Source organism: Acidaminococcus sp. HCP3S3_G9_1 (genome assembly GCF_052122455.1).
GTDB lineage: Bacteria > Bacillota > Negativicutes > Acidaminococcales > Acidaminococcaceae > Acidaminococcus.
Genome location: NZ_JBQKCH010000010.1, coordinates 47,730 through 71,422 on the forward strand (window position 1 = coordinate 47,730; position 23,693 = coordinate 71,422).

Consider the following 23,693-nt stretch of genomic DNA (forward strand, 5'->3'; position numbering starts at 1 on the left):
CGGGCCAGCGGGGAGGCATGGGAGTGAAACGGAAAACATTGAGCAGGAAAGTACGGCAGCAGGTCTATGAGAAGTATGACGGCCATTGCGCCTATTGTGGCTGTGAGCTGGCATACAAGGATATGCAGGTAGACCACGTGGACCCCTGCTACCGGAATGACCCGGAAAGCAAGACGGGGAACGAGGTGAAGAAATCCGCCGATGAACTGAACCAGCTGGACAACCTGATGCCCTCTTGCAGGATGTGCAACTTCTACAAAGGGACGGGGAACCCAGAAATGTTCCGGGATAAATTGCAGGAATGTCTCCTGCCCAACACCATCCGTCCCTTCCAGTTCCGCCTGGCCCAGAAATACGGCCTGGTGGAAGTCCATGAGAAACCGATCCGATTCTACTTCGAAGAAGTGGAAGAAAGGAGAAAAGATGAAAGTCCAGATCATTCCGCCTAAGACTGGAGAGATAACGCCGGAATTCGTGGCGGAAGTCCTGAAGATCCTGTTCAAGACCCTTAAAGAGCAGAAATGCAAAGATGAAGCCACAGGCATCGAATTTCCCGTCACCATCAGTGATATCAATCTCTATTTCACTACACGGGACCCGGATGGGAAGCCGGTGCCTCTTAAAAATCAGGATACCAATGAACCTGCCGTCTGGGAAGCAAGGATGGAACCGATCTATATCGTACGGCCTCCAATGAAGAAACTCTATACCGATGATACCAAACACGTGTACATCTATCAGAAATAGATGCAGTGTTGGCATAGAAAGGAGAAACAATCATGGCAGAGAAAGACAAGGTCCAGAAGGACAACGAGGAAATCAGGAAGATGAAGGCGGAGCGGGGGAAGCTCCTCCAGGAGAACATCGGGAAAGCTTTCCCGAAAGAGAAGGAAGCCTACCTGAAGGAGACCGGGAAAGACTGGAAACAGGTGAAATTCCATTTCGTCTCCAAAATGAAAGAAAAGCATCCGGAAAAATACCGGGAAGTCTGGAAAGAGACCTGTGCCGAATTCCAAAAGGCCCATCCAGAAAAGGAAGTGAGCCAGGGGAAGGATTACAAATACAATCCCCGGGAACGCTGGGAAATCCAAAACCTGATCCTCAACGACCCCCGGTTCCAGAAGATCAACGAACGGGAGGGCTTCGACCTCCAGACCGCTGATTACAAACAGCGGGCCAAACAGGTCGCCCTGATCTACAGTGAGAACAAAGGCGTGCTCTCCAAAGAGTATAAGGGAATCGTCAAGAAGGCCCAGGAACGGGCCCAGCTGTTCAACGAGAAGAAGAACGGCGAACGGCTCCAGTACCAGATTGTGAACTTCGCCAAGACCTATCCCGACAAATTCCCCATGAAAGAAGCCACGCCCCAGAATGTCATCAAAGACCTGGAACAGGAATTCGATGACAAGAACTATCCTGTAAAACTGATGCAGTATGCGGCCAAATATCCGGAGACTCTGGCCCAGACCCAGACTCCGGCCATGGACAAGGATGGGAAACCCATCCTGAACCATGACGGGACCCAGAGCTACGTCTACAACCGGGATTTCGACAGGACCCTGGTCAATGTATCCGAGGACCTGATGAAGCACCCGGAACGGGCAGAAGAATACGGGAAAGACCACCCGGAATTCAAGACCCAGGATATCACGGAAGTGGAACTGAGAGATTTCATCATGGATCCGGAAGTGACCTCCCGGGAAAGCACCAAACGGAAGAATCTGTATCGAAAACTGGACAAGGAATTCACCGACATGGATCTGGAGAAGAACACCCGGAAACGGACGGCCAAATTCATGCAGAGCGAACAGGGTGTCCAATGGAAAGCCGACAAGGAAAGGGAAAAAGCCCACAAACAGCTGAAAGCCCTGGTATCCAAGGAAAATTCCAAGAAGAAACAGAACGAGATGGAACGGTAAAGGAGGAAAAAGGAATGAAAGACGAAGAGATCATGGTGAAGAGCGGTGACAAGATCCCCTTCGGGCTGGTGGAAGCCTGTATGGATCCTGATGTGATGGTGGACACGGAAATCGCCCTACCGGACGATTCCACGGCCCAGGAATACTACGACCTGTACTGCCGGAAATATGAAGCCAGATACGGGGAAGCCCCCGCTCTGTAAGGAGATGTCCAAAGGCCCTGCTGCACAGCGACAGGGCCTTTTCCTGGAAGAAGGGATGATATGTCGGACGAAAAAGGAAAATGGCTCTATCCCAAGAGAAAAGCCGGATATCTGAAGGATTCCCATCTGGAAGAAAAAGATGTGCTGTTCCAGGACCCGAAAACACCATCAGACCGGTATTCCCTAATCCGGGTCAGCGGGCTCCGCTGCCGGGTCCAGAGATACCGGGACGGAGACCTGGAGGGCCCCGCCAGGATTCTGTGGCTCCCGGAAATCGCCGCCCTGCTGGGATGGGGATGCAGCGAACTGAAAGCCCTGCTGGATAAAGAACTGGAGGAAGGATGACCATGGGAGAGAACAAAGGACAGGAAATCCTGAAAGAAGCTCAGGTCCAAAAGGAACAGATGCTGGAAAGACAGCTGAAAGCCCTGCTGATCCGGCTGTATTGCAAACTGGTGGAGAAGCTCCGCCTGGCGGATGAGAAATACCACGAATACATCATCCGATACGAAAAAGAAAAACTCCGCCAGGAAGAAAAAGACTTGGAGAAAAAAGAAGAAGAGAAAAAAGAACAGGAAGAACAAAAGAAAGAAGAGGAAAAAAACAGAGGACAAAAAGATGGGCAGAAAGATGCTGCCGTCCTCATCGACACCATGACCACACAGATGGTCCTGGAAAATGCTGTGGAAGCCTACTACCGGAGCCGGAGGGAGAAGACACCGGAGACCGAGAAGATCCCTTCCGAAAAATGGAAGGATATCCAGGAACACTGGCAACGGACGGAGCTGCCGGGACAGCTCCAGAAGGACCTGGCGAAGATCAGGGAAATCCAGAAAGAACGGCAGGGTCTCCTCAAGGAAAAAGTGAAGGACCTGGTCAATGACCACCGGATACCGGAAGAGAGACGGCAGGAGATGAATGAACAGGTGGAACTGGCCGGTGGCATGAAAGGCCTGGATGAACAGAAAGCCGGTGAAATTGTCCATGACCATAAAGAACACATGGAAGCAGATATCCAGAACCTGAAAGAAAAGAAAGAAGAGAACCAGAAATCCCTACAGGATGGAAAACCTAAAGAAAAAACAGAAGCAAAATCCAAAAAACAGGACATCCAACGGGACATGGAAAGAAAAATGGAAGTGAAAGACGCATAGAACCATTCCATAAGGAAGCCCGTTGCCAAGCAACGGGCTGAACTTTTTTCGGCTTTTTTCCTGTCCCATTTTAATGGCTCCAGCCTACCGGACAAGGGCCGGAAAATTTTTGTCCGGAAGATCACCGGCCAAAATTTTTCCGGTCCCTCCGGGCAGACCCTTGTCCTCACGGCTTCCGCCATTAGAAAGGGGCCAAGAAAAAAGCCTCAAAAAACGGGCAGCCGGGACACCGGCAAGACCTAAAGGGGCAACGCCCCTCTAAACTCCCATGGGCCACAGGCCCTTGGAACGGGAGCCGGGGTGCCGGGGTGCCGATGGAGAAAGGGGAATGGCAATGTTACAGATGGATGAATTGTTCGAAAAGACCTACGGGAGCGATATCTCTTCCTTGACCGTGAACCAGCTGGTACGGCTGATCCTGGACAAGAGAAATGAAAATAAGGCCGATGAAATCGTGACCGATGAGAATGGATTCTTTAACAATGGGAGCCGTTTCAACTGTGCAGAACAGTTCCAGATGGAATACGGGCTCAGCCAGAAAGATTCCCAACGGCTCCTGGCGGCCATGGAACTGGGCAAACGGATGGTCCAGGCAGAAACCCTGCGGAAAGCGAGCATCCATAGCCCGGAAGATGCAGCCAACCTCATGATGCCCCGGCTCCGGTATGAGCCCATCGAGCACTTCCAGGTCATCCTGCTGAACAGCAAGGGAAAGGCCATCAAAATCGTGAACATCAGCACCGGGAGCCTCAATGCTTCCGTGGTCCATCCCCGGGAAGCCTTTTCCCCGGCCATCGTAAACCATGCAGCCGCCATCGTGGCCGTCCACAACCATCCGTCCGGGGACCCGACCCCCAGCCGGGAGGATAGGGATCTGACCCAACGTCTGCTCAAATCCGGGGAAATCCTGGGAATCCCGATGGTGGACCATATCATCATCGGGGACAGCATCTATTACAGCTTCAAGGAACACGGACTCATCTGAGAGCCCGGCCCCAGCCCGGAAGGGCTGGGGCGACCAAAGGAGGGAAAACGAAATGGAAAGAACGTTGGAAAACATCCGGAACAGCCCGTTCGCTGAAGATTTGGAAGACCTACTGACCGTGGCCCTGCTCATCCTGTGCATCCCTTTCTGGATGGGACGGGTTGCCTGGAAGGGAATCCAGAGGATGAGCGTGAAAGCGTTCGCCCAAATCGTGGGGATGCTGACAGGCCTGTTCCTGTTCGGTTGTGTGTTGGCTGTATTAGGCTGAAAAAAGGAGGAATTTACCATGAAGAAAATCATCAACAAGAAAACTTACGATACGGAAAAAGCGACTTTTATCGGGGAATGGGACAACGGAGAGTCGCCGACCGATTGCCTGGATTATATCCAGGAACAGTTGTACATGACCGCTGACCATGAATTCTTCATCCATGGCCGGGGCGGAGCCCGGACGGCCTATGGGCGGTACGTAGGCTTCGATTCCTGGGCGGGGGGACAGAAAATCCGCCTGTTGGCAGACAGCACTGCCCGGAGAGTGGTAAGGAAGCACCTCCCTGAAAAATATCATGAGCTTTTCGGGGAAAAACCGCTCTACGAGATCAAGGACGAAACAGGGGAGACCGTCGATGTAGGGAGCTGGGAACAGATTTCCGATGCATGGAAAGCCACCAAAGCCAATCCTTGTGTAAAGCGCAGATTCGCCCTCTGGGAAGAGCAGGAAGACGGGAGCCATCGACTCAGAGATGAAGCTGTCGGGGAAGGATATGAAGAATATGAAAAAGAAGAATTGAAAAATTACTTTGCATTAAACCTGTACGGCTCCGGCTGGCGGGCCGATGACCGGGAAGAACTCCAATATCAGTACAATTTCACGGACCGGGAAGTAGAAACCCTTTGTGAAATCCTGGAAGACATCGAAAAGAACGAAGAGTGAAGGCCGGGCGGGGCTCACAGCCCCGCCACCTAGAAAAGAAAGGAGAAATGGATATGAAAATCAACAAGACCTATGTGCTGAACCACAGAAACATGGATAAGAATCTCAGACCTGATGACTATCGTTACTGCGATGAATACGCAGGAATCAGTGACATCGCTTCATTGATTTATCGGACCAGTGATTCGAAAGAAATCGGAGAGATTCCTTTTGGGGAGGACGGACGATACAAAGCCCACCTCATCGCTGGCATGACCCCGGTGCCGGGCCATTACAGCCTTGTCCTGGATACCCAGGAACCATGGCTGTGGCTCTACGACGATAACGAAAAGACCCTGGACCTGTACAACAAGGACGGATTCCAGATCTATCGGGCTGGCGAAATGGGCCTGCTCATCCGTTTCAAGTGATGGGAGGAGAAAAAATGAATTGGATTGAATGATTCCCCAAAAAATCACCCCAGCCCGATCCGGGCTGGGGCCATGGAAGGAAAGGATAGATATGAAAGACACTCAAAGATTGAAAGAAGCCCTGTTGGAAGCCATCGAAGTGGATACGATGACCGTAATCCCAATCCATGATATCGCTCTTAAAATCGGACTCAGACACGTGCCCAGCAATGACATCTATGTCATGGTCCGGAATATCTGCCGGAAACATCCGGAGTATCATCTGGTGGCCTTTACCTCGCCTGGGAAACCATGGAGTGTGTTCGTGGATGGCGTACTCACCTGCTGCGATTTCGAGGAATGAAAAATACGACGGCAGGAGATGGGAAGATGGAACAATGGAAAATCGTGACATTTTACGGAAAGAATCGAGAATTCATCCATTCCATCCAACCGTATCCTCTGGTAGCCCAGAGCATACGGAAGGAGGAGGGACGGCACATCGGCTATGCAGCCTTCCGGGATGCCCGGACCCGGAGAATCTTTGCTGCCGTGGTGGTATGGGAGAAGACCGGAGTCACAGGCGTATACCGTTATACCCTGGAATACGAAGACACGAACCCGCCCCACCATCGAGCGACGAAGAAAATCTTGATGATGCTGACCCGGACGGAAAATCCGGATGCCCTGGCATGGCGGAAAGAATGCTTCGAACAGCTGAAAAGAAGAAGATTCAAATCGACTTTTGAAATGACCAAAAACACCATGGAAAAAAAGTAAAACCAGAGCAGAAAAATGTCATTTAAAATGACAAAATCCCTGGAACCCATCGTTCATATGTGATAAAATAAAGATGTGAAAAGAAATGATGTCCCTGTAGCTCAGAGGCTGAGAGCTACCGACTTATAATCGGCAGGTCACTGGTTCGAATCCAGTCTGGGACTCCAAAAATGCGGTAACGGGCCGGAATCTTTCCCGTTTCATCGACCCGACCGCACCCCGGAAATAAAGCGGACCCCTCGTCCGCTTTCCTTTGGAAACAAAAGTTATATATATCCATGCAGATGAAGAACTGCATGGATATGCGGAAGGAGAAAGACATGGAAAAGAAAAATGGAAAGATCTATGTGGTGGCCAACCAGAAAGGCGGAGCCGGAAAGACCACCACGGCAGCGGCCATGCTGTCCGGCTTCACCAGGAGAGGATACCGGGTCCTGGGCATCGACCTGGACCCCCAGATGAGTCTCAGCAAGAGGGTGAAGGCGGATACGGAAGCTCCTGGGACGGCAGAAGTCATCAAGAAGGAAATACCCATCGGAGAGACCCTCCAGGAGACTGGAGAGCACGGCTGGATCAGCCCGGCCAACGGCATCCTGGCCAACATCGACCAGGACCTGACCGGGCTGAAGGCCATCGGGAAACTGGAAGCCCTGAAGAAGGCCATACGGCCTCTCAGGAAGGATTTCGACTTCATCGTGATAGATACCCCTCCCGCCATGGGAACTCTCCTCATAAACGGGCTGGCGGCCTGTGACGAGGTCATAGTGCCGACGGAGGCTTCACTCCTAGGCATCCAGGGCGTCGCCCAACTGAAAGAGACGGTGGACGCTGTGGAGGAGAACATCACCCCGGGAATCCGGATCGGGGGCATCCTCCTGGTCCGGTTCAATCCCCAACTGGTGCTGAACCGGAGCCTGCTGGCCACCTTGCAGACAGAAATCGCACCGGCCATAGGGTCCAGGGTATACCGTTCCATGGTCCGGGAGAGTGTGGCCATCCGGGAAGCGGAGTACCAGAGGATGAGCATCTTCACCTATGCTCCCCACAATCCGGCAGTCATCAGCTACCGGACATTCATCGACGAACTGGAGGAAGAAGAAAATGAAAAAGTTCGATAGGATCAACCCGGCGGAACTGTTCGTGTCCAAGACTAAGGGGACGGCAGAACCGGAAAAGGACAGCAGGAACGAAAAGGAATCCGGGACAGAATATGCCCAGGCCCCGGTCTATCAGAGCTGGATAGACCGGGAACAGTACACCAAACGGGCCATGATCCCCATGGCCCCCAGCATGAAGAAAGCGGCAGAAGAGAAAGCCCGGAAGAACGGGATCACTTTTTCGGAATACGTCCGCCAGCTCATCCGGGATGACCTGAAATGAAGGAGGCTGCCATGAGAGAAATAGATTTTTCTCGTCTGTATGTAACAGACGAGAACTACTCTGGAAAACATGGCCAGAGAGATGTGGAATTCCTGAAAAAAATCATCTCAGACAAGGAGCTGGTCTACATCCAGTTCACCCATTGCACCTTCGTGGGCATGGACCTGAGAGACATGGACCTGAAGGATCTGTGGTTCCAGGACTGCATGTTCCAAGACTGCCGGTTCCAGAAATCCCGGATCGAGGAATGGTATGCGGAGCGGACCAGATTCAGGAAATGCAGCTTCAAGGATGCCATCATCCGGATGAGCGATCTGGAACGGTGCGAATTCCAGTCCTGCGACCTTTCCTTCGAGGAGAAGGAAAGGTACACGAACAATGATACAATCTCCTGGCTCCAGAACGGAAAATTCAGGGATTGTATCATTACAAAGTATACAAAAGATATGATGATCGATTGTGCCATCGTAAAAAATACGAAAATCATCATAATTGGAACCGAAGAGATCAAAAAACACAAAATAGAGAAAATAATGGAAGGAGCAGAAAGATGAGGGAAATCAAGTTCCGGGGATGGAACAAGGAAATAAAAGACTGGGTGTACGGCGACTTGTTCCATTGCAGGATCAGCCCCGAAAGCAATGACGGAAAGAAAGAAATCGTCACGGCCATCTTGGATGATTCCGGCACCGCCCTGGCGGTGGACCCGGAATCCGTGGGCCAGTTCACTGGTTTCCAAGATTACTACAAAGAGGATATCTACGAGGGTGATATTCTCACCAATGGAAATCATGATGAATTGTGGACTGTAGAGTGGGACGAAAGCGAAGGATACTGGAGTGCTGCTGGGGACGGAGTCCTTGAAGAACTGTCCAGTATCCTGCTGAATGAACCGTGGCCGGAAGTCACGGGCACTGAATGGGAAAAGAGGCAAGAGAGAAAATGAGGGATTACAAGTTCAGGGGATGGAGTATATGGAATGACGGATGGATCTATGGGAGTCTGATCAAGAAGAACTTTGCAATGGATAACGCCATCGGAGTGGATGGCTTCAATCCGGTTGCGGAAGAGTCCATCGGGAAATACACCGGATGTCAGACCTCCCCATCGAAAGCTACATGATGACAGTCATCGGGAACCTCTGGGAGAGAAAGATGGAAAGAAGGAGGAAAGACGATGGATATGGACGAATCGGTTGAGCCCCAGATGGAAATGGAAAAAATCGAAAATGAGAACAGATACATCAGACTGAGAAAAATCTACAAACTGACCCAGCTGGAGATGGCTGATCTGCTGGGATACAAAAGCAGGAGCAATATCAGCGACCTAGAAATCGGGAGGGTCAATCCTTCCATGGGGAAACTGAAGGATTTCCATGCCCTGTTCGGGATCGACCCATCCTGGCTCATGGGCATCATCGAGACCCCTTATACGGAGGAAATCATCGCCAGTGCCGAAAAGGCCAGTGCGGAACTGGCAAAAGAACTGTCCGATGACATGGAGAACAACATCGACCTCTACAGCTTCTACCGGAAACTATATGGGAAGCATAAGAAAGAGGATTATACCCTCGAAAATCGGTTCCATATGCTCTTCATGGCCAATTATGTGATCCATGTCCTGTACCGGGTCTGGGGGAGGCATTACAAGAGTCCCTGGCCCAAAGAAGTACAGACCAGGTTGGGACAATGGCAATGGGAAAAGTACAGAACGTACATGAAAGAGATGAGGAAGATCCGTGAGCATCCTGGAAAAATGACTGCTGGGCTGGAAAATCCAAGTAATCAAGCATACAACAAAACCTGAAGGGACAGTGGCGTGCTCAAGACCGTAACTTTAGAAAGAATGGTGCTGACATGGCCTTCAAAGAAAATTTGCGGTATTATCGGGAAAAAGCAGGTTTGACTGCTAAAGAATTAGCCAGTAAACTGGGTATTAGTTACACAACGTATTTAAACTATGAGAATATTGCAAGTGAACCTAGATATTCAATGCTTTTGAAGATTTGTCATATACTCGGAAAGTCACCAAATGATTTGTTGGGCTATACTGGTTCTGAGAATGATAGATTTGATATAGCTCTCCGTGATTTGAGGGCAAGTGGCTTTCATGATGATTATAATGAGGAGGTTAAAATTGCACTTGCATTAGGGGCACAACCTGACGCTGTGAATGAATTTAATGTTCTCTTTGGAGCCGACCCGGAATCTGAGTATTGTTTTAAATGTTCGCCGGATCTTCTAATTGAGGCTTATGATTTCGTTCATTCTTCTGAAAATGAACAGGCTTTTAATAATTTAAAGTTTGGATTGTATATAAAAGCGTTCTTTCAATATCAAATTGGAAGAGACAGTAACCGATTACAAAAGAAACTAAAAAATGAAAACGAAGCCCCTTGAGGACCATCCTGGTCCTCAAGGGGCTTCTTCCATCATCTATTCCTTGTCTTCTTCCAGTGCGAAAGAAAAATTCTCCAGGTCCGCCTCCTGGGTCCGGGCGGAGAACTTCTTCCGGATGAGGGAAGAGGTCCGGTCTATGGCAGAGAACATCTGCTCTACATGGGCCGGGGTATACCGGTAGGCATCGCTGCCGGCCATGCTCCCCAGGAGAGCCAGGTCATGGAGGACCTTCCGGACCCGGGTCTCAGCGACTTTTTCGAAACGTTCTTGTTTATTATCCATATGTAGATTCTCCTTTACATGAATATGCAGATATAGAAGCAGATATCGGTTCACAGGCGCATGAATACATACACCAGGGTAATGAAAGCGAAAGCCGTGGCCATATAGGTCCCGACGAAAAGGGACATCATCTTCCGGTTGGTCCCGTTGATGAGACCTCCCAGGTCCTTCGTGGTCCTTTCCTTCAGGACAGCCAGATTGGACAGGTAGGATTTCTGGAGCTCAGAGAAGGCGGACTTGCTGGCTTCCAGGTTGTCTTTCAGGTATCCAGAGGAAGCCCCGTTGACTTTATCCATGAATCCATTGACTATGGTATCGGAAGAATCCTTGAATTCTTTCTCCATAGCGGAAGAGATCCCGGCAATCAGGTCCTGCTGGAGGGAATCCCCGGAAATTGCTGTATCGTTCAGCAGATCCACCGCACTCTCGATCGAATCGATCTTCGCATCCTGGAAATCAATGGACCGCTGGAGGGTCGCCAAGGCTTCCTGCAATTCTTTGTCCGTACCGGGAGCCGGAGCCATGGGCTGGTTCAGCTTCATCTGGACAGCATCCAGGGCCGACTTGACCTGCACATTCTGGGCCACTACATCCCGGATGAGAGCGGACAGGAGGACCAGCTCCTTCCGGATCCCCATCAGGTCGTTCTCGAGAGAGGGTGGGACGATGGGAGCGACAGGGGGCGAGGGAACGGCAGGAGCCTGCTTGGCAGCAGCCAATGACGGGACCGGCACCTCTTGTGCCTGCTGGACTGCGCCGTTGATGAGGCTGGAGACATCCAGGGGGGACCCGGAATGGACCATCTGCCCCGTCTTCTCCGGCTGCCCCTTGGAGTCCTCCTGCTTTCCCTCCGGACCCTTGGGGGCTTCCTGCTGGGCAGCTTTCCCAGAGGAAGCGGGGACAGATCCCGCCTCCTGGGAAACAGGAGCTGTCTGGGAAGCCCCATCAGAGACTCCTTGGGCTTCCTGTGCCATCTGTTGGGCAGCGGCCTTCTCTTCCAGGAAATCTTTTTCTTCAGTCATATCCGATCAGCTCCTTTCATCGCCGGGTCCTCCCGGAACCAAATCCGCTGCCCCGGCCACGGCTGTTCCCCTTGTCTGCATAACCGCCTCCGGGAGTATGTCGGATCTGGGGCGTGGGCTTCCCGTCCTTGCCCATGTCGTACCAGTCATTGCATTTATCGCAATGGAAACGATCTTTTCCATCTTTACAGTGGATCAGCTTGAGAGGAGCAGTGCATTTCAGGCATTTTTCGTCGGATTCCTGGACGTTCCTGCCATAGGACCTGGGTTTCTGGGGGACAGGCTTTCCGTCCTTGTCCATGTCATACCAGGCAGCGCATTTGTCGCAACGGAAACGATCCTTCCCGTCTTTGCAGTGGATCAGCTTGAGAGGAGCAGAACATTTGAGACATTTTTCATCGGATCCCTGTACATTCCCACCGGAGGACCGGGGCTTCTGAGGGACGGGTCTCCCCTTTTCGTCGTTGAAATAGGCCTTGCAGGAGAAACAGTAATAGAACTTGGAGCCATCCTTCCGACGGCCCCGCTTCAGGGCCTGCCCGCACTTAGGGCACAAGGTGAAGACCGGGGCATCCTTCCCGTCATCCGGGAAGTAGAGGGGCTTCTTGTCCTCGTGGCCTTCCGTGTTCCCACAGACCCAGAACTTCTCCTTGGAATCCTTCTTGTGACGCTGGAAGATCTCCTGTTTGCAGATGGGGCAGAAATACTGCTTCATCCCCGGCTGACGGGGATAGTCCATGGATTCCCCGATCTGGATGTTGTCCCTGACCATCTGATAGACCCCGACCATGAATCCGTCCAGGTTCCCCTGGCCCTTGCTGATGTCATCCAGGGCCAGTTCCATCTTGGCCGTCTCCACAGGGTCGGACAGCCGTTCCGGCAGCATATCGATCAGGGCGAACCCGATTTCCGTGGGGATCAGTTCATCCTTCTCTTCCATCAGGTAGGCCGTAGTCTTGTGGCCGTCAGGCCGGGTCCCCAGAAGTTCCGTGATGATGGTGTCACGGGTGGCCGGGGTGCCCAGCCCCTTGATCTCCTTCATCTTGGCGGTGAGAGGATCCTTCGGATCCATGTATTTGTCCATATGGGTCATGGCCTGGAGCAGGGTACCCTGGGTGAACCGTTTGGGCGGTGTGGTCCGCTGGGCCTTCACCGTGGTGTCCAGGAGCTGGACAATCCTTCCTGCCTCCAGATTTGTCGGCAGACAGGCGTTTTCATCCGTCCTCTTATCCTTCCCTTCACCATCATGGAAAACGGCCTTGAAACCGAAATCCAGAGGCCTTGTGCCGGAACCTTTGAACCGGCAGCCGCCGATGGTGATCTCGAAATTGGTCTTCTCGAACGTGTAAGGAGGATAGAACTGGAGCACATACCGGAGGGCGATCATGTCGTAGATCTTCTTCTCAACGTCCGACAGGCCGGAGGGCTGTACGCTGGTGGGGATGATGGCGTGGTGGGCCGTGATCTTCCTGTCGTTGAAGGCACGGCCCTGGATGGAAGAGGAGGCACCGGATGCAGCCGGGAGCCCATACCCGGCCAGCATGGACAGGATGGCCGGTGCATCGGCGAACTGGCTGGTGGGGATGAAGTTGCAGTCGGAACGGGGATAGGAGACATACTTATCCATATACAGCGATTCCACCGTATCCAGGACTTCCTTCGGGGAGATGTGGTATTTCCGGTTGGCTTCCGTCTGGAGCACGTCCAGGGAGTAGGGGAGAGGGGGCAGGGTCTTCCCGGCCTTCTTCTCATAATGGCTGACCGTACCAGTCTGGCCGGAGAGCCCCTGGGCAATGGTGTCCAGGACCTGCCGGTCCAGGACACGGCCTTCCGGGTCCGTGGCCAGATCATCCGGCTGGACGAAGGAAGCCTGGAAGGTCGGTTCCATGCCGGAAGAGAAGGTTCCGGACAGGACGAAGAAATCCACCGGATGGAAATCCCGGATCTCCCGTTCCCGACGGACCACCAGGCCCAGGGTAGGGGTCTTCACCCGTCCGATGTGGAGGACCTTGGTCCAGCCAGCCTTCTTCTCCGCATTCTTGGAAAAACACCGGGTGAGCATCATGCCCACTTCCCAGTCGGCCCGTTCCCGGCCCAGACCGGCCTGGAGCAGACCGGCATACCGGGAGTTGGGCTGGATGTCCTGGAGGGCTTTCCGGATGGAATCATCGTCCACGGCATTGATGAGGAGCCGGTTGACAGTACCACGGTACTGGAAATGATGCAGGATCTCATCGATGAGAAGCTGCCCTTCCCGGTCAGGGTCCCCAGTGTTCACCACTGTGTGATATTTCTTCAAGAGGGAGCCGATGACAGCCAGCTGACGGGAGCAGCTGGCATCCTTGCTGGGGATTTTCTTCCATTCCGTGGGGAACAGGTCATATCCCCACCAGGTCTCATATTTCGGACCATAGGCTTCTGGATCGGCCAGACCCATCAGGTGGCCTCTGGCCCATGTCACGGTATCGCTCCCGTCCGTGATATAGCCAGCCTTCTTCTGCCCCCGACCCTGGAAGAGCACGTTGGCCAGGGCAGAGCCCACGTTCTCTTTTTCAGCGATATAGAGAGTATCCATATAATCAATCCTTTCCTCATTGATAGACTGGGCATGGAGCTTTGTCAAAGTTCCATGCCCAGGTCATTCGCTTTCGCCTTTTCCTGCCTTTTTCCCTGGGTCTTCAACTGGCTATAAAATTTCGGCATTTCCTGTTTCAGAGTGTCCAAGGTTTCGACAACAGCAGATAGTTCTACTGGAGAGGGTGGTTCAAGATCGAATCCCATGTATTTCCGGAAGAATCGGATAGTAGAGTCCATTGCTTTGGCTCTTTTTAAAGTCAAAGAAGAGCACAGAGCTTTCGAACCAAAATCTTTTTCTTTCTGTTTTGCAACTGAAATGTTGGCTTTATACACATAATATGCGTATAAAGCATCCGCATCCACCTGTAATCTTTCCAGATTTTTTTTAACGGGGCCTTTATAATGTTGCCGATATTCCGGCAACTTTTGTATAAGTTCACATGTTTCATCCTTCACAACCAGATGATCCCGTTTCCGGATGAGTTCTCGTCTCTGTTCCTTGACAAGAGCATTGAATTCATCCAGATCCAGAGATCCGTCAACTGCTTTTCGGGCAATATCCTGGGCGATATCTCTATATTTGACCTCCATGATTTTCCTCCTCTGGTCAGCGTTCTATTCCCTGATTCCGGGAATTATCCTTGGATTTCTCGAGAGCTTTCCCTACAGACCTCAGCTTGCTGTACAGCTTGGGCATCTCCTGGCGGAGATCCTGCACCGTCCGGAAGGAAGCCCGGCGTTCTTCCGGAGAGAGCCGGGCAATATCCTGATCCCGATTCATATACCCCTGCAGCGCCCGTACAGTAGGGCGAACAGCGGCATATCTCTTTTCCTCAGCAGCGACAGCTTCCCGGTCTGGAGTTTCTTTGGAAACGGCCTGGAGGTGGGCCTTATAGACCGTAGCGACATATTTTTCCGGTTCTTCCACCTGCATCTCTTGCAGGAAACTTTTCAAAGAAGTCTTATAGGGGAACCTGTTATCCGGAAGGTCGAAGATGGCATCCAGCGTCTCATCCTTCACTTCCAGATGGTCCCGTTTCCGGATGATATCTCGTTTCAGGTCCTGGATAGCATCCATCTGGTCTTCCACCAGTGCTTCCGCTACATAGGTACGAGCTTCCGGCGGGACGGCCTGGTACCATTTCATGCCTTCCGGGAAACGGCCATCCGGTCCGATTTCATTATCCTTCCGGGCCTCTTCCAACTGCCGTTTCACGTAATCTTCCACGATGGGTTCATAGGCCTTGGCTGCTTTGCTCCGGTCGAAGGTCCCGTTGGCCATCTTCCGGGCCATGTTCTGATTCACGGCTTCCAGACGGCGGTAGGATTCATAGTCGTTCACCATTTCCACACGAATCATATCCGCTTCGCTCCAGCCCGTCACTTCAGGCTGCATCTCTTCCACGTTTTCCTTGCTCATGGTCTCCTCCTCCTGGTTTTCTGCACGGGCTTTGCTGGACCAGCTCATGTCCAGTCCCTGAGAGTCGATGGGATAGTTTTCCAATTCTTGGATGATTTCTTCTTTGGTCATGGACCGCCAGTCATGGTCAGGGCCGAAGTTCCCACAGCCACTCCCGGCACCGAAATTTTCCCAAGAATAATATTCCGTAGCAGCTATAGCCATTTCAACATCATTATCCACGCCCGGTTCCAGACCGGCATAATCCCGCAGGGCCTGTTTATCCATCCAGTCGTCATCCAGATCCACATCCAGCCGGGCGAATTCATACCGGTCTTCCTGGTCCTGTACGGGATTGCACCGGAGCAGGGTGAAAAACGCCCTGGCCAAAAAAAATCAACGATATGTCGGTTGAGTACCATGAGAATCCCAAAGGGAGTAAAACGGCTTTCAGCAGGGATACACCCATAGTGAGGTTGAGTACCATGAGAATCCCAAAGGGAGTAAAACCTCAAATCGTTCAACCAACGAATACATGGTCACTCCCCGAAGGGAGCTTCCGCTTACAGATAAATGAAAATCATGAAAAGAAAAAATACAATGAGAATCCCAAAAAGAATAAAGCCAAATATTACCCTATAAAGACCAAAAATGAAATTGAGTACCATGAGAATTCCAAAGGAAGTAAAACCAGTATAATTTGATTTCTTCTTTTACATTCGGTTGAATACCATGAGAATCCCAAAGGGAATAAAACCTCAAATCGTTCAACCAACGATTACACGATCACTCCCCGAAGGGAGCTTCCGCTTACAGATAAGTACCCGCTTTTTTTGTTTTTGAGTTGAGACCCATGAGAATTTCTAGGGGAATAAAGTACCACCCAGGTGGGAACGCCCATGCGGTACGGTTGAGACATATGAGAAACACCAAAGGTGTAAAACACAAACTAATCCGGAAAGGCTTCACCGCTGGTTGAGACCTATGAGAAACACCAAAGGTGTAAAACCTCAAACCATTCAACCAATGGATACACGGTCGCTCCCCGAAGGGAGCTTCCGCTTACAGATAAATGAAAATCATGAAAAGGAAAAATACAATGAGAATCCCAAAAGGAATAAAGCCAAATATTACCCTGTAAAGACCAAAGATGAAATTGAGTACTATGAGAATCCCAAAGGGAATAAAACGATTTTTCCCAAAAAACAATTCATGTAGTAAGTTGAGTACCATGAGAATCCCAAAGGGAATAAAACCTCAAATCGTTCAACCAACGAATACACGGTCACTCCCCGAAGGGAGCTTCCGCTTACAGGACATCAAACTTCTGAGGACTTACAAGAGTCTTTCTGTTGATATTCCGAAGGTCAAATTTCAGAGGACATTTCCGAAGGATGTTGGCAGCACCGTTCAGGTCCGCATTGATGAGGGACCCGTCTTTGGACTGGTACAGCCCTCTGTGGAGCCGTTTCCCGCTGAAACTGCCTTCATAAGGATGTTCTGGATCATAATCCGGGAGTTCGTCATCATCCAGGAAAGAAGCCTGGGAAGAATAGGCTTCATCCTGGGAAACGAACTGCATGGAATACTTCTCGCAAAGATATTCCAGCGTATGGGAGAGGGTAGTGAAAGCAATGGAGATGAAAGGCTTTTCCGGTTCATGGGATTCAGAGACGGAACCGCAGACCACCGTGCCGATATTATGTTCGATGCAGTAGTTGATGATGTACCGGGCCGCTTTCTTCATGATGTCCTTCTGGAAATTGGACCGTCTCAATGTCATATGGGCCAGCCGTTTCGTGTATTCCAAGCCCTGTTTCTGGGCGATGGTGAGGAGCCGTGTGTGTTCCATGTTCCAATACCAGTTCCGGGATTTCAGTCGCTTCCCATCGATCAGAAAAGAGGTGCCTAAGGTGGTCACACAGGCAGCCAAGTTGTTGACCCCGGTGTCAATGCCGATGGATTGGGCCTTGTCAAGCCCCAGATCCACCACCGGTTCCTCGTAGATGTATTCGATCTTAAAATGGAGGCCATTGTACAACGGGATGATCCGGACCATCTTCAAGGTTTTCCCCGTCAGATCTTCCGGGAAAGGGAGCCAGAGATTCTCGAAATCCGGATGGGAAGACCGGTAGAGACGGGACATAGGCATCTTCATCTTGTCGCCTTTGACAACAACGATTGTACCGGGAATGTCCAGTTCATAGAGCCCTCCCTTATCACGATAACGAGGCAGCTTCAGTTTGTTGGCTGGATAAGACCCTTTTTTGACCATCTTGGCCAAAGAAAAGAAAGATTTCATGGCGATGTCTACTTTCTGCAAGATCCGAGTGCTGATCTGTGCCTGTATCGATCTGTAATTCTCATTCTCCTTACAGATTTTCAGATTGGAAAAATAGGTCAGGTACTTTTTTTCTTTGAAATAATGCTGCCGGACCTGGTACAGACCGAAATTATACAGATTGTTGCTGTAGGTGCACAGCTCCATGAGGACCGCCAGGTCCTCTTTGGACAGGTGCTTCAAGTGGTTGCTCTTGGTAAAATACATGGCATCTCCTTCCTACAGTCATTCATCGTGGAAACGGAGGAACCCAAAAGGTTCTTCCTTCGGATGGGACTCCAGATACCGCTTGTCCGTCTCGTCCGGATGGTAAGGATCGTAAGGCTTCATGGTCATGGATCCAGAGGAAAGGAGCTTCAGGGCTTCGGTGGTGTTCTCCTGCTGGATCTTTACGGCTTCCGCCTGGGCTTCGGCAATCTGGGCCTGGGCACTGTCAATGGTGTTCCGGGCATTGGTCACGCCGATCATGTTAGTCTTCTGCTGTTCAGAAAGGTTCCCGCCTTTCTGGTCCTTTGCCCTGCCCAGGATTTCCTCCAAAGCCTTGTTCCGCTGTTCCGTGTTGAGGGTGAGGACGGCAGTATAGCGGAGTGCATCGGCATTGGCGGCAGACACCTTCTTCAGCAGCTTCTGGGAGAAGTCATCCATCTCCTGGACGACTTTCCAGGTATCATGCTTGCCGTTCAGGTCTTTGTCATCCTCCAGATGGACGTTTGGATTCACGCTGGAACTGCCCTGGAGGACCCCGAAATCCGATGTATCATGTTTCTCCCGTTGCTGCATCTCCCGGGCGGCCTCATTGGCATCTCGCTGGGCCAGCTTCAACAGGTCCAGTTTCTCGATCTGGGCCTGGAGATTCTTGATCTGCTGGTTCACCAGTTCCACCTGTTTGGCCAGCCGGGTGGGGTCGAAGACATTGCCTCCGTGGAAATGGCTCTTCGCCATAGCGAATGGGACGGAGAGCCCACAGAAGACCGCCAGGACGGCTGCCGGGATTTTATATTTCAGATCCATGGATCATCAGCTCCTTCCGGGAAATATCACATCGAGGAAACTCCCGATTTCCTCATAAGAAAAGACTAGGGCCACCCGGTCCTCCACCTTATTGATGGGGAGAGGGCCCAGGTACCGGCTGTCGAAAGAATCCGGGGCCGGATTCAGGCACATGACCGTCCCTTCCGGGACGATGTAGTCTCCCAATTTCAGATGGGGAATACGGGGATCATCCATGATGGGATACGGGATGCCCCGGATCCAGAGGGTATCCCCGGTGACCGTGAAACGGTCTCCGGGGAACCCCATCACCCGTTTCAGCAGCTTCAGCTGGGGCCGAGGGGCGTAGGCCCCGGAGAGGACCACATGGTCCCCATAGGAGAGGTGCTGATCCAAGGTCCGGATATAGAGGCCTTTCGTATCGGAATGGGTCGTGTTGGAATAGATGATTTTGCCAAAGAAAGCGGCATAGATGCCGAGGGAAAAAAGAATGGAAAGGATGGAAAGCACGATGATCTTTCCGTACTGTTTTTTCCATCTTTCTCTCATCGATCCCATTGGAAACCCCGCTCCTCTTGACAATCCCAGCCCTCTGTCAGTATGCTTAAAAGAGCTGTATCCTACACGACAGATTCTATATCTATTATACCATAAAACGTGATAAAAGTAACTGATTAAAACATCACAAATGAATGATTTAGGGAGATTGGAGAGAAGATAAAATGGCATTCTCGAAACAAAAGATGATGGCCCTGAGACAGGCGAAAAACCTCAACAGCATAGGGGACAGGCTCCTGTATATCCGGAGCTGGCATGGCATGAACCGGACCGAATTCGCCAAATATCTGGGCTTCGGAATGAGCACTCTCTACTATTATGAGAACAACATGAGGAAACCCCGTCCACACTTCTTGAAACGGCTGGAAGAACTGGGATGGAGCCAGGAATGGATCCTGACCGGAAAGCTCCCGGATGAAGATGAGCAACTCTTCGAGGATACTCTCGAGAGCAAGGTCCTTTTGCTCCAAAACCTCATCACCAGCGAGGTGAAACAGGTGGAAAACCTGGATGCCCTGAACCTGATGGCACGGATGGTCCGGGACATAAGGAAGACCTTCGAGAACATGGAGAAAAGGAAGGGGAAGAGGGCCAAGAAGGACACTCCGGGAGAAGGGACAGGAGCGGATTTGCAGGAAGAAAAAGGCGACGGCGAGACACAAGGATGAGGTCCTCTATCCAGACTTGAAAGACCAGAAATCGAGGCACAGATATGGAAAAAGGATATGATGAGAAAGACCCTCTGTCCATCGAAAGATATGCCAGGAAGATGCTGGGAAAGACCTTCCTGGAAATCTGGCTGGACAGCGAAAAAGAACTTGGCCCTCTGTCCCAAAGGCTCCAGGAAAAGACCGGGACGGACGGTTATGTCCATTCCCATGCCCTGAAGAACTACAAAGGAGGCATGGGGAACCTGGTGGAAGAATGTTTCTTCCATTATGCCGCCAACAGCGATGCTGAGCCGGACTTCCCAGATGCCGGGGTGGAACTGAAAGTCACACCATACCGCAAAGTGGGGAAGAAGCAGGAACTCCGGGCCAAAGAGAGGCTTATCCTGACCATGATCGATTATTTTTCCCTGGTCAAGGAAGAATCTTTCGAGAAGAGCCATCTCTGGCACAAAGCCCATCTCTTGCTCCTTGTCTGGTACCTGTATACGAAGGGAATCGATAAGCTGCAATACCCGGTGGATTATGTGGGGCTGTTCACACCACCGGCAGAAGATCTGGAAATCATCAAAGAAGACTATAAAAAAATCGTCGCCAAGGTGAGGGCCGGCAAAGCCCATGAACTGTCTGAAGCGGATACATTGTACCTGGGGGCCGCTACGAAATCCTCTGATTCTTCCGTACGGAGGAAACAGCCGAACAGTCCAGAAATGGCAAAACCCCGGGCTTTTTCCTTCAAGAATTCCTACATGACCTATGTACTCAACCAGTATTTCGTCAAAGGGGTGCCTACCTATGAACGGATCCTGTCCGATGGATTCCAGGGAGATTTCGAAAAAGAGGTAGCTGGAAAGATTGACCGATACCGAGGATACAGCACAGAAAAGTTGTGCCAGATCTTCCACATGGATATGGAAAAGAAACCCAAGAACCTAGAATCCATGCTGGCTTTCCGGATGCTGGGCATCAAAGGGAATCAGGCGGAAGAATTCGTCAAGGCCGATATTGTGGTGAAGACCATCCGGATAGAGGCGAATGGTACAATCAAACAGAGTATGTCTTTCCCTACTTTCAAATTCACGGACATCATCCAGGAAGATTGGGATGATTCGGATTTTGCCAATTATTTGCGGGAGACACGGTTCCTTTTCGTGGTCTATCATTTCGCCGATGATGGAAAATTGTATCTGAAAGGATGCCAATTCTGGAATATCCCTTATGAAGATCTGGAAGTGGAAGCCCGGAGCGTCTGGGAAAAGACGAAGAGAATCATCCAGGACGGACTCCAATTCTACAAGGATGACAAGGGGAGATACCATAACAACCTGCCCAAGATGAAGGACAACCGGGTGGCCCATGTCCGTCCCCATGGGCGGGATTCAGGAGACACCTATCCGCTCCCGGATGGGCGGGCCTATCCAAAACAGTGCTTCTGGCTAAACAACAGTTATATCCTTTCCCAGTTGAAAGATGGATTGAAATAAAGTAAGCATAAAGGAAGAGACCCTGCGGCCTATGCCGTAAGGTCTCTTCCTTTTCATTTCTCTTTTGCGATGATCTGATCCAAGACCTTCCCCATACGGGTGATCATGGGTACCACCAAGGCATTGCCCATGCAGAAATACCGCATCCTTCTGGGCATCCCGGTATCCGTCCAGTTATCGTCGAACCCTTGGAGCCGTTCTGCTTCCAGAGGGAGGAGGATACGGAGACGTCCAGTTCCGGGATCTGCCACTACATGGGTGCTGCGGTTCTTGGTGCTTTCACTGGTGAGCATGGTCCGGGAGGGTTTGTCCCAGGAATCCGGGAAGCCCACAGGACCTTCAGAAAATACATATTCATGGCCATTGGCAGCTGTACGGGGGATTTTTTTGGAACCTTTCAGATAGGTCCAGTCTTTCAGGTCATCCACTGAAATGTAGAAATCCTCATCCGTACATTTTTCCAGGATTTGGCCCAGGAGCACCGGCATTTCCGTCTTCTCTTCCACATCTGCCGTATAGATGGTGCCATCTGTCATGAAACCGGCACCTTTGAAGGGAAAGGAAAAAGTATCGGATACTTCCACCAGGTCAGCAGGGAGGTCGGTGGAACTGACTTCCACATCCGATTCCACCGGGAAAGCCTGGGCCATGAGCCCTGTCCGGGTGATGATTTCTTCTGGGGGCTGGCTGTTGATAGCGGCATGGTTGGTATCATTGCGATAGGCAAAGATGAATGTCCGCCGTCTTCGCTGGGCTCCGCCGTATTCGGCTGCATTGATGACCCGCCATTCTGCCGAATAGCCCAGGTCACGGAGGCAGGCCAGGATCATCCCGAAATCACGGCCACGCTGTTTGGCGGGGGATTTCAGGAGACGGTCCACGTTTTCCAGCAACACAAAAGGAGCTTTCTTTGTTTCCAGGGTGTCCCGGATCTGCCACCAAAGGACTCCCTTTTTTCCCTCGATCCCTTTGGAGGATTTCAGGGTGTGGGCTACAGAATAATCCTGACAGGGGAATCCTCCAACCAATAGGGTATGGTCGGGGATGGATGCTTTATCCACGGTAGAGATATCTTCTCCCGTATGGAATTCCCCGTTCAGGTCGGCACATTCTCCGAAATGGGAAACGTAACAGTCATGGGCCCATTGGACCTTTTTCCCTGGTTCCCATTGGGAGAACCAGACTGTCTCCCATCCGCTGTTGAGGCGGTCGAATCCCAGACGGAATCCGCCGACTCCGGCAAACAGCTCACAGATTTTTTTCTCCATCAGTAAGTCCTCCTTGGCAAAATCGCCATCACACTTATTTGGCCGTCCTGCATGAGCAGGGAATGAGCACCGTCGGATGACGGATCGAAGGCCATTTCTTTCATCTTTTCTTAGGGATATAAGAAAGGATTTCCTTGATACATCCATGCAAGTCCTTGTTGATCTGATGTTCCCAGAAATGGAGTACGATCCAGCCTTTTTCAGCCAGGAGATTGTCATATTCCCTATCTCGCTGGATGTTCTCTTCTATCTTATGGATCCAGTAATCACGGTTCGATTTGATCTTGCATTTCCGTGCGTCCCAATTGTAACCATGGAAAAAATCGCTGTCGCAGAAGACAGCGATACGGTACTTGGTCAGTGCGATGTCAGGGCTTCCAGGAAGTTTCTTGTAATTCTTCCGATAGCGGATGCCCAGATGCCATAAGGCAAGACGCAGCTTAACCTCGATTTTCGTATCCTTTCCACGGATCTTGCTCATGATGCGAGACCGTTCAGGCGTGGTCTTGAATTGATATTTCATCATAAGGACCCCTTTGAGACGCTGTTACTATATAATAAAACATTTGTTTACTTATGGCAAGGGAAAGGAATAATACAGATAAATTACGATAGGAAAATAACGCTCAACTACCATGAATATAACATGAATCGGATAAAAGATCAACCATCAAAAACAGAGAAAAGGAAGCCCGTTGCCAAGCAACGGGCTGAACCTTTTTCGGCTTTTTTCCTGTCCCATTTTAATGGCTCTAGCCTGCCGGACAAGGGTGCGAAAAATTTTTGTCCGGAAGACCACCGGCCAAAATTTTTTCGGTCCCTCCGGGCAGACCCTTGTCCTCACGGCCTCCGCCATTAGAAAGGGGCCAAGAAAAAAGCCTCAAAAAACGGGCAGCCGGGACACCGGCAAAACCTAAAGGGGCATAGCCCCTCTAAACTCTCATAGGACGGGAAAAAGCTC

At 51.1% G+C, this 23,693-nt stretch carries 30 protein-coding genes and 1 tRNA gene; 21 read left to right on the forward strand and 10 right to left on the reverse strand.

Features of this window, described 5'->3' with window-relative positions:
- Positions 1 to 23 precede the first annotated feature (23 nt).
- The 19 genes from ACTQY1_RS07450 to ACTQY1_RS07540 all read left to right on the forward strand — a co-directional run bounded on the left by ACTQY1_RS07450 (position 24) and on the right by ACTQY1_RS07540 (position 10,143).
- On the forward strand, positions 24 to 449 hold the full coding sequence (locus tag ACTQY1_RS07450; protein WP_441373970.1) for an HNH endonuclease: 426 nt from the start codon (positions 24 to 26) through the stop codon (positions 447 to 449).
- Complete coding sequence (locus ACTQY1_RS07455) at positions 424 to 747, forward strand: hypothetical protein (protein ID WP_441373971.1); 324 nt, start codon at positions 424 to 426, stop codon at positions 745 to 747. Before ACTQY1_RS07450 ends, ACTQY1_RS07455 begins: the two co-directional genes overlap by 26 nt.
- A 32-nt stretch (positions 748 to 779) precedes the next feature.
- Entirely contained in the window at positions 780 to 1,919 is a 1,140-nt protein-coding gene (locus ACTQY1_RS07460; protein ID WP_441373972.1) for a hypothetical protein, read from the forward strand.
- Positions 1,920 to 1,933: 14 nt separating this feature from the next.
- Positions 1,934 to 2,122 (forward strand): hypothetical protein, encoded by a 189-nt coding sequence (locus ACTQY1_RS07465; RefSeq protein WP_441373973.1) that lies wholly within the window; start codon positions 1,934 to 1,936, stop codon positions 2,120 to 2,122.
- A gap of 60 nt (positions 2,123 to 2,182) precedes the next feature.
- Positions 2,183 to 2,467, forward strand: coding sequence for a hypothetical protein (locus ACTQY1_RS07470; RefSeq protein ID WP_441373974.1), 285 nt, complete (start codon positions 2,183 to 2,185; stop codon positions 2,465 to 2,467).
- Between the two features lie 2 nt (positions 2,468 to 2,469).
- On the forward strand, positions 2,470 to 3,276 hold the full coding sequence (locus tag ACTQY1_RS07475; RefSeq protein ID WP_441373975.1) for a hypothetical protein: 807 nt from the start codon (positions 2,470 to 2,472) through the stop codon (positions 3,274 to 3,276).
- 328 nt (positions 3,277 to 3,604) lie between these two features.
- Positions 3,605 to 4,261, forward strand: coding sequence for a JAB domain-containing protein (locus tag ACTQY1_RS07480; RefSeq protein WP_441373976.1), 657 nt, complete (start codon positions 3,605 to 3,607; stop codon positions 4,259 to 4,261).
- 52 nt (positions 4,262 to 4,313) lie between these two features.
- Positions 4,314 to 4,529 carry a hypothetical protein gene (locus ACTQY1_RS07485; RefSeq protein ID WP_441373977.1) on the forward strand — a complete coding sequence of 72 codons (216 nt, stop codon included), beginning with the start codon at positions 4,314 to 4,316 and terminating at the stop codon, positions 4,527 to 4,529.
- Between the two features lie 18 nt (positions 4,530 to 4,547).
- Complete coding sequence (locus ACTQY1_RS07490) at positions 4,548 to 5,195, forward strand: hypothetical protein (protein WP_441373978.1); 648 nt, start codon at positions 4,548 to 4,550, stop codon at positions 5,193 to 5,195.
- A gap of 53 nt (positions 5,196 to 5,248) precedes the next feature.
- The gene (locus ACTQY1_RS07495; protein ID WP_441373979.1) at positions 5,249 to 5,605 is read left to right on the forward strand and encodes a hypothetical protein; all 357 of its coding nucleotides are present in this window, start codon (positions 5,249 to 5,251) and stop codon (positions 5,603 to 5,605) included.
- 91 nt (positions 5,606 to 5,696) lie between these two features.
- Positions 5,697 to 5,948 carry a hypothetical protein gene (locus ACTQY1_RS07500; RefSeq protein ID WP_441373980.1) on the forward strand — a complete coding sequence of 84 codons (252 nt, stop codon included), beginning with the start codon at positions 5,697 to 5,699 and terminating at the stop codon, positions 5,946 to 5,948.
- Between the two features lie 26 nt (positions 5,949 to 5,974).
- Positions 5,975 to 6,364, forward strand: coding sequence for a hypothetical protein (locus ACTQY1_RS07505; protein ID WP_441373981.1), 390 nt, complete (start codon positions 5,975 to 5,977; stop codon positions 6,362 to 6,364).
- Positions 6,365 to 6,454: 90 nt separating this feature from the next.
- A tRNA-Ile gene (locus ACTQY1_RS07510) sits at positions 6,455 to 6,531 on the forward strand.
- Positions 6,532 to 6,684: 153 nt separating this feature from the next.
- Positions 6,685 to 7,482, forward strand: a complete 798-nt coding sequence (locus ACTQY1_RS07515) for a ParA family protein (RefSeq protein WP_441373982.1) — start codon at positions 6,685 to 6,687, stop codon at positions 7,480 to 7,482.
- Positions 7,466 to 7,744 carry a hypothetical protein gene (locus ACTQY1_RS07520; RefSeq protein WP_441373983.1) on the forward strand — a complete coding sequence of 93 codons (279 nt, stop codon included), beginning with the start codon at positions 7,466 to 7,468 and terminating at the stop codon, positions 7,742 to 7,744. Before ACTQY1_RS07515 ends, ACTQY1_RS07520 begins: the two co-directional genes overlap by 17 nt.
- An 11-nt stretch (positions 7,745 to 7,755) precedes the next feature.
- The gene (locus ACTQY1_RS07525) at positions 7,756 to 8,298 is read left to right on the forward strand and encodes a pentapeptide repeat-containing protein (protein ID WP_441373984.1); all 543 of its coding nucleotides are present in this window, start codon (positions 7,756 to 7,758) and stop codon (positions 8,296 to 8,298) included.
- Entirely contained in the window at positions 8,295 to 8,690 is a 396-nt protein-coding gene (locus ACTQY1_RS07530; protein WP_441373985.1) for a YopX family protein, read from the forward strand. Before ACTQY1_RS07525 ends, ACTQY1_RS07530 begins: the two co-directional genes overlap by 4 nt.
- 230 nt (positions 8,691 to 8,920) lie before the next feature.
- Entirely contained in the window at positions 8,921 to 9,550 is a 630-nt protein-coding gene (locus ACTQY1_RS07535; RefSeq protein ID WP_441373986.1) for a helix-turn-helix domain-containing protein, read from the forward strand.
- A 50-nt stretch (positions 9,551 to 9,600) separates the two neighbouring features.
- On the forward strand, positions 9,601 to 10,143 hold the full coding sequence (locus ACTQY1_RS07540; protein ID WP_441373987.1) for a helix-turn-helix domain-containing protein: 543 nt from the start codon (positions 9,601 to 9,603) through the stop codon (positions 10,141 to 10,143).
- Between the two features lie 36 nt (positions 10,144 to 10,179).
- On the opposite strand, the gene ACTQY1_RS07545 is transcribed toward ACTQY1_RS07540, so the two are convergent.
- The 8 genes from ACTQY1_RS07545 to ACTQY1_RS07580 all read right to left on the reverse strand — a co-directional run bounded on the left by ACTQY1_RS07545 (position 10,180) and on the right by ACTQY1_RS07580 (position 19,312).
- Positions 10,180 to 10,425 (reverse strand): hypothetical protein, encoded by a 246-nt coding sequence (locus ACTQY1_RS07545; protein ID WP_441373988.1) that lies wholly within the window; start codon positions 10,423 to 10,425, stop codon positions 10,180 to 10,182.
- 50 nt (positions 10,426 to 10,475) lie between these two features.
- Positions 10,476 to 11,447 (reverse strand): hypothetical protein, encoded by a 972-nt coding sequence (locus tag ACTQY1_RS07550; RefSeq protein WP_441373989.1) that lies wholly within the window; start codon positions 11,445 to 11,447, stop codon positions 10,476 to 10,478.
- A 16-nt stretch (positions 11,448 to 11,463) separates the two neighbouring features.
- A complete protein-coding gene (locus tag ACTQY1_RS07555) occupies positions 11,464 to 14,022 on the reverse strand; it encodes a DNA topoisomerase (RefSeq protein ID WP_441373990.1) in 2,559 nt (852 codons plus the stop codon).
- A gap of 44 nt (positions 14,023 to 14,066) precedes the next feature.
- Entirely contained in the window at positions 14,067 to 14,615 is a 549-nt protein-coding gene (locus ACTQY1_RS07560; protein ID WP_441373991.1) for a hypothetical protein, read from the reverse strand.
- Positions 14,616 to 14,631: 16 nt separating this feature from the next.
- Complete coding sequence (locus ACTQY1_RS07565; RefSeq protein ID WP_441373992.1) at positions 14,632 to 15,813, reverse strand: hypothetical protein; 1,182 nt, start codon at positions 15,811 to 15,813, stop codon at positions 14,632 to 14,634.
- Between the two features lie 919 nt (positions 15,814 to 16,732).
- On the reverse strand, positions 16,733 to 17,971 hold the full coding sequence (locus ACTQY1_RS07570) for an RNA-guided endonuclease InsQ/TnpB family protein (protein WP_441373993.1): 1,239 nt from the start codon (positions 17,969 to 17,971) through the stop codon (positions 16,733 to 16,735).
- Between the two features lie 18 nt (positions 17,972 to 17,989).
- Positions 17,990 to 18,775, reverse strand: a complete 786-nt coding sequence (locus tag ACTQY1_RS07575; protein WP_441373994.1) for a hypothetical protein — start codon at positions 18,773 to 18,775, stop codon at positions 17,990 to 17,992.
- Between the two features lie 6 nt (positions 18,776 to 18,781).
- Positions 18,782 to 19,312: a S26 family signal peptidase gene (locus tag ACTQY1_RS07580; RefSeq protein WP_441373995.1), complete on the reverse strand. Its 531-nt coding sequence runs from the start codon at positions 19,310 to 19,312 to the stop codon at positions 18,782 to 18,784.
- A 164-nt stretch (positions 19,313 to 19,476) separates the two neighbouring features.
- On the opposite strand from ACTQY1_RS07580, the gene ACTQY1_RS07585 reads away from it, so the two are divergent.
- Both ACTQY1_RS07585 and ACTQY1_RS07590 read left to right on the forward strand, forming a co-directional pair.
- The gene (locus tag ACTQY1_RS07585) at positions 19,477 to 19,980 is read left to right on the forward strand and encodes a helix-turn-helix domain-containing protein (protein WP_441373996.1); all 504 of its coding nucleotides are present in this window, start codon (positions 19,477 to 19,479) and stop codon (positions 19,978 to 19,980) included.
- Positions 19,981 to 20,024: 44 nt separating this feature from the next.
- Complete coding sequence (locus ACTQY1_RS07590; protein WP_441373997.1) at positions 20,025 to 21,464, forward strand: Sau3AI family type II restriction endonuclease; 1,440 nt, start codon at positions 20,025 to 20,027, stop codon at positions 21,462 to 21,464.
- A gap of 53 nt (positions 21,465 to 21,517) precedes the next feature.
- Here the strand turns inward: ACTQY1_RS07590 and dcm are convergent, their stop codons facing one another.
- Together dcm and ACTQY1_RS07600 are read right to left on the reverse strand one after the other, a co-directional pair.
- A complete protein-coding gene (gene dcm, locus ACTQY1_RS07595; protein ID WP_441373998.1) occupies positions 21,518 to 22,732 on the reverse strand; it encodes a DNA (cytosine-5-)-methyltransferase in 1,215 nt (404 codons plus the stop codon).
- A gap of 100 nt (positions 22,733 to 22,832) precedes the next feature.
- On the reverse strand, positions 22,833 to 23,258 hold the full coding sequence (locus ACTQY1_RS07600) for a very short patch repair endonuclease (protein ID WP_441373999.1): 426 nt from the start codon (positions 23,256 to 23,258) through the stop codon (positions 22,833 to 22,835).
- Between the last annotated feature and the right edge of the window lie 435 nt (positions 23,259 to 23,693).

Bases quoted from the DNA above. Each gene is read 5' to 3' on its own strand.
- ACTQY1_RS07465 (WP_441373973.1), top strand. From the start codon at position 1,934: ATGAAAGACGAAGAGATCATGGTGAAGAGCGGTGACAAGATCCCCTTC.
- ACTQY1_RS07575 (WP_441373994.1), bottom strand. From the start codon at position 18,775: ATGGATCTGAAATATAAAATCCCGGCAGCCGTCCTGGCGGTCTTCTGT.
- ACTQY1_RS07540 (WP_441373987.1), top strand. From the start codon at position 9,601: ATGGCCTTCAAAGAAAATTTGCGGTATTATCGGGAAAAAGCAGGTTTG.
- dcm (WP_441373998.1), bottom strand. From the start codon at position 22,732: ATGGAGAAAAAAATCTGTGAGCTGTTTGCCGGAGTCGGCGGATTCCGT.
- ACTQY1_RS07590 (WP_441373997.1), top strand. From the start codon at position 20,025: ATGGAAAAAGGATATGATGAGAAAGACCCTCTGTCCATCGAAAGATAT.
- ACTQY1_RS07545 (WP_441373988.1), bottom strand. From the start codon at position 10,425: ATGGATAATAAACAAGAACGTTTCGAAAAAGTCGCTGAGACCCGGGTC.
- ACTQY1_RS07570 (WP_441373993.1), bottom strand. From the start codon at position 17,971: ATGTATTTTACCAAGAGCAACCACTTGAAGCACCTGTCCAAAGAGGAC.
- ACTQY1_RS07495 (WP_441373979.1), top strand. From the start codon at position 5,249: ATGAAAATCAACAAGACCTATGTGCTGAACCACAGAAACATGGATAAG.
- ACTQY1_RS07585 (WP_441373996.1), top strand. From the start codon at position 19,477: ATGGCATTCTCGAAACAAAAGATGATGGCCCTGAGACAGGCGAAAAAC.
- ACTQY1_RS07455 (WP_441373971.1), top strand. From the start codon at position 424: ATGAAAGTCCAGATCATTCCGCCTAAGACTGGAGAGATAACGCCGGAA.
- ACTQY1_RS07580 (WP_441373995.1), bottom strand. From the start codon at position 19,312: ATGGGATCGATGAGAGAAAGATGGAAAAAACAGTACGGAAAGATCATC.
- ACTQY1_RS07550 (WP_441373989.1), bottom strand. From the start codon at position 11,447: ATGACTGAAGAAAAAGATTTCCTGGAAGAGAAGGCCGCTGCCCAACAG.
- ACTQY1_RS07470 (WP_441373974.1), top strand. From the start codon at position 2,183: ATGTCGGACGAAAAAGGAAAATGGCTCTATCCCAAGAGAAAAGCCGGA.
- ACTQY1_RS07555 (WP_441373990.1), bottom strand. From the start codon at position 14,022: ATGGATACTCTCTATATCGCTGAAAAAGAGAACGTGGGCTCTGCCCTG.
- ACTQY1_RS07600 (WP_441373999.1), bottom strand. From the start codon at position 23,258: ATGATGAAATATCAATTCAAGACCACGCCTGAACGGTCTCGCATCATG.
- ACTQY1_RS07460 (WP_441373972.1), top strand. From the start codon at position 780: ATGGCAGAGAAAGACAAGGTCCAGAAGGACAACGAGGAAATCAGGAAG.
- ACTQY1_RS07480 (WP_441373976.1), top strand. From the start codon at position 3,605: ATGGCAATGTTACAGATGGATGAATTGTTCGAAAAGACCTACGGGAGC.
- ACTQY1_RS07525 (WP_441373984.1), top strand. From the start codon at position 7,756: ATGAGAGAAATAGATTTTTCTCGTCTGTATGTAACAGACGAGAACTAC.
- ACTQY1_RS07500 (WP_441373980.1), top strand. From the start codon at position 5,697: ATGAAAGACACTCAAAGATTGAAAGAAGCCCTGTTGGAAGCCATCGAA.
- ACTQY1_RS07560 (WP_441373991.1), bottom strand. From the start codon at position 14,615: ATGGAGGTCAAATATAGAGATATCGCCCAGGATATTGCCCGAAAAGCA.
- ACTQY1_RS07475 (WP_441373975.1), top strand. From the start codon at position 2,470: ATGGGAGAGAACAAAGGACAGGAAATCCTGAAAGAAGCTCAGGTCCAA.
- ACTQY1_RS07535 (WP_441373986.1), top strand. From the start codon at position 8,921: ATGGATATGGACGAATCGGTTGAGCCCCAGATGGAAATGGAAAAAATC.
- ACTQY1_RS07485 (WP_441373977.1), top strand. From the start codon at position 4,314: ATGGAAAGAACGTTGGAAAACATCCGGAACAGCCCGTTCGCTGAAGAT.
- ACTQY1_RS07520 (WP_441373983.1), top strand. From the start codon at position 7,466: ATGAAAAAGTTCGATAGGATCAACCCGGCGGAACTGTTCGTGTCCAAG.
- ACTQY1_RS07530 (WP_441373985.1), top strand. From the start codon at position 8,295: ATGAGGGAAATCAAGTTCCGGGGATGGAACAAGGAAATAAAAGACTGG.
- ACTQY1_RS07490 (WP_441373978.1), top strand. From the start codon at position 4,548: ATGAAGAAAATCATCAACAAGAAAACTTACGATACGGAAAAAGCGACT.
- ACTQY1_RS07515 (WP_441373982.1), top strand. From the start codon at position 6,685: ATGGAAAAGAAAAATGGAAAGATCTATGTGGTGGCCAACCAGAAAGGC.
- ACTQY1_RS07505 (WP_441373981.1), top strand. From the start codon at position 5,975: ATGGAACAATGGAAAATCGTGACATTTTACGGAAAGAATCGAGAATTC.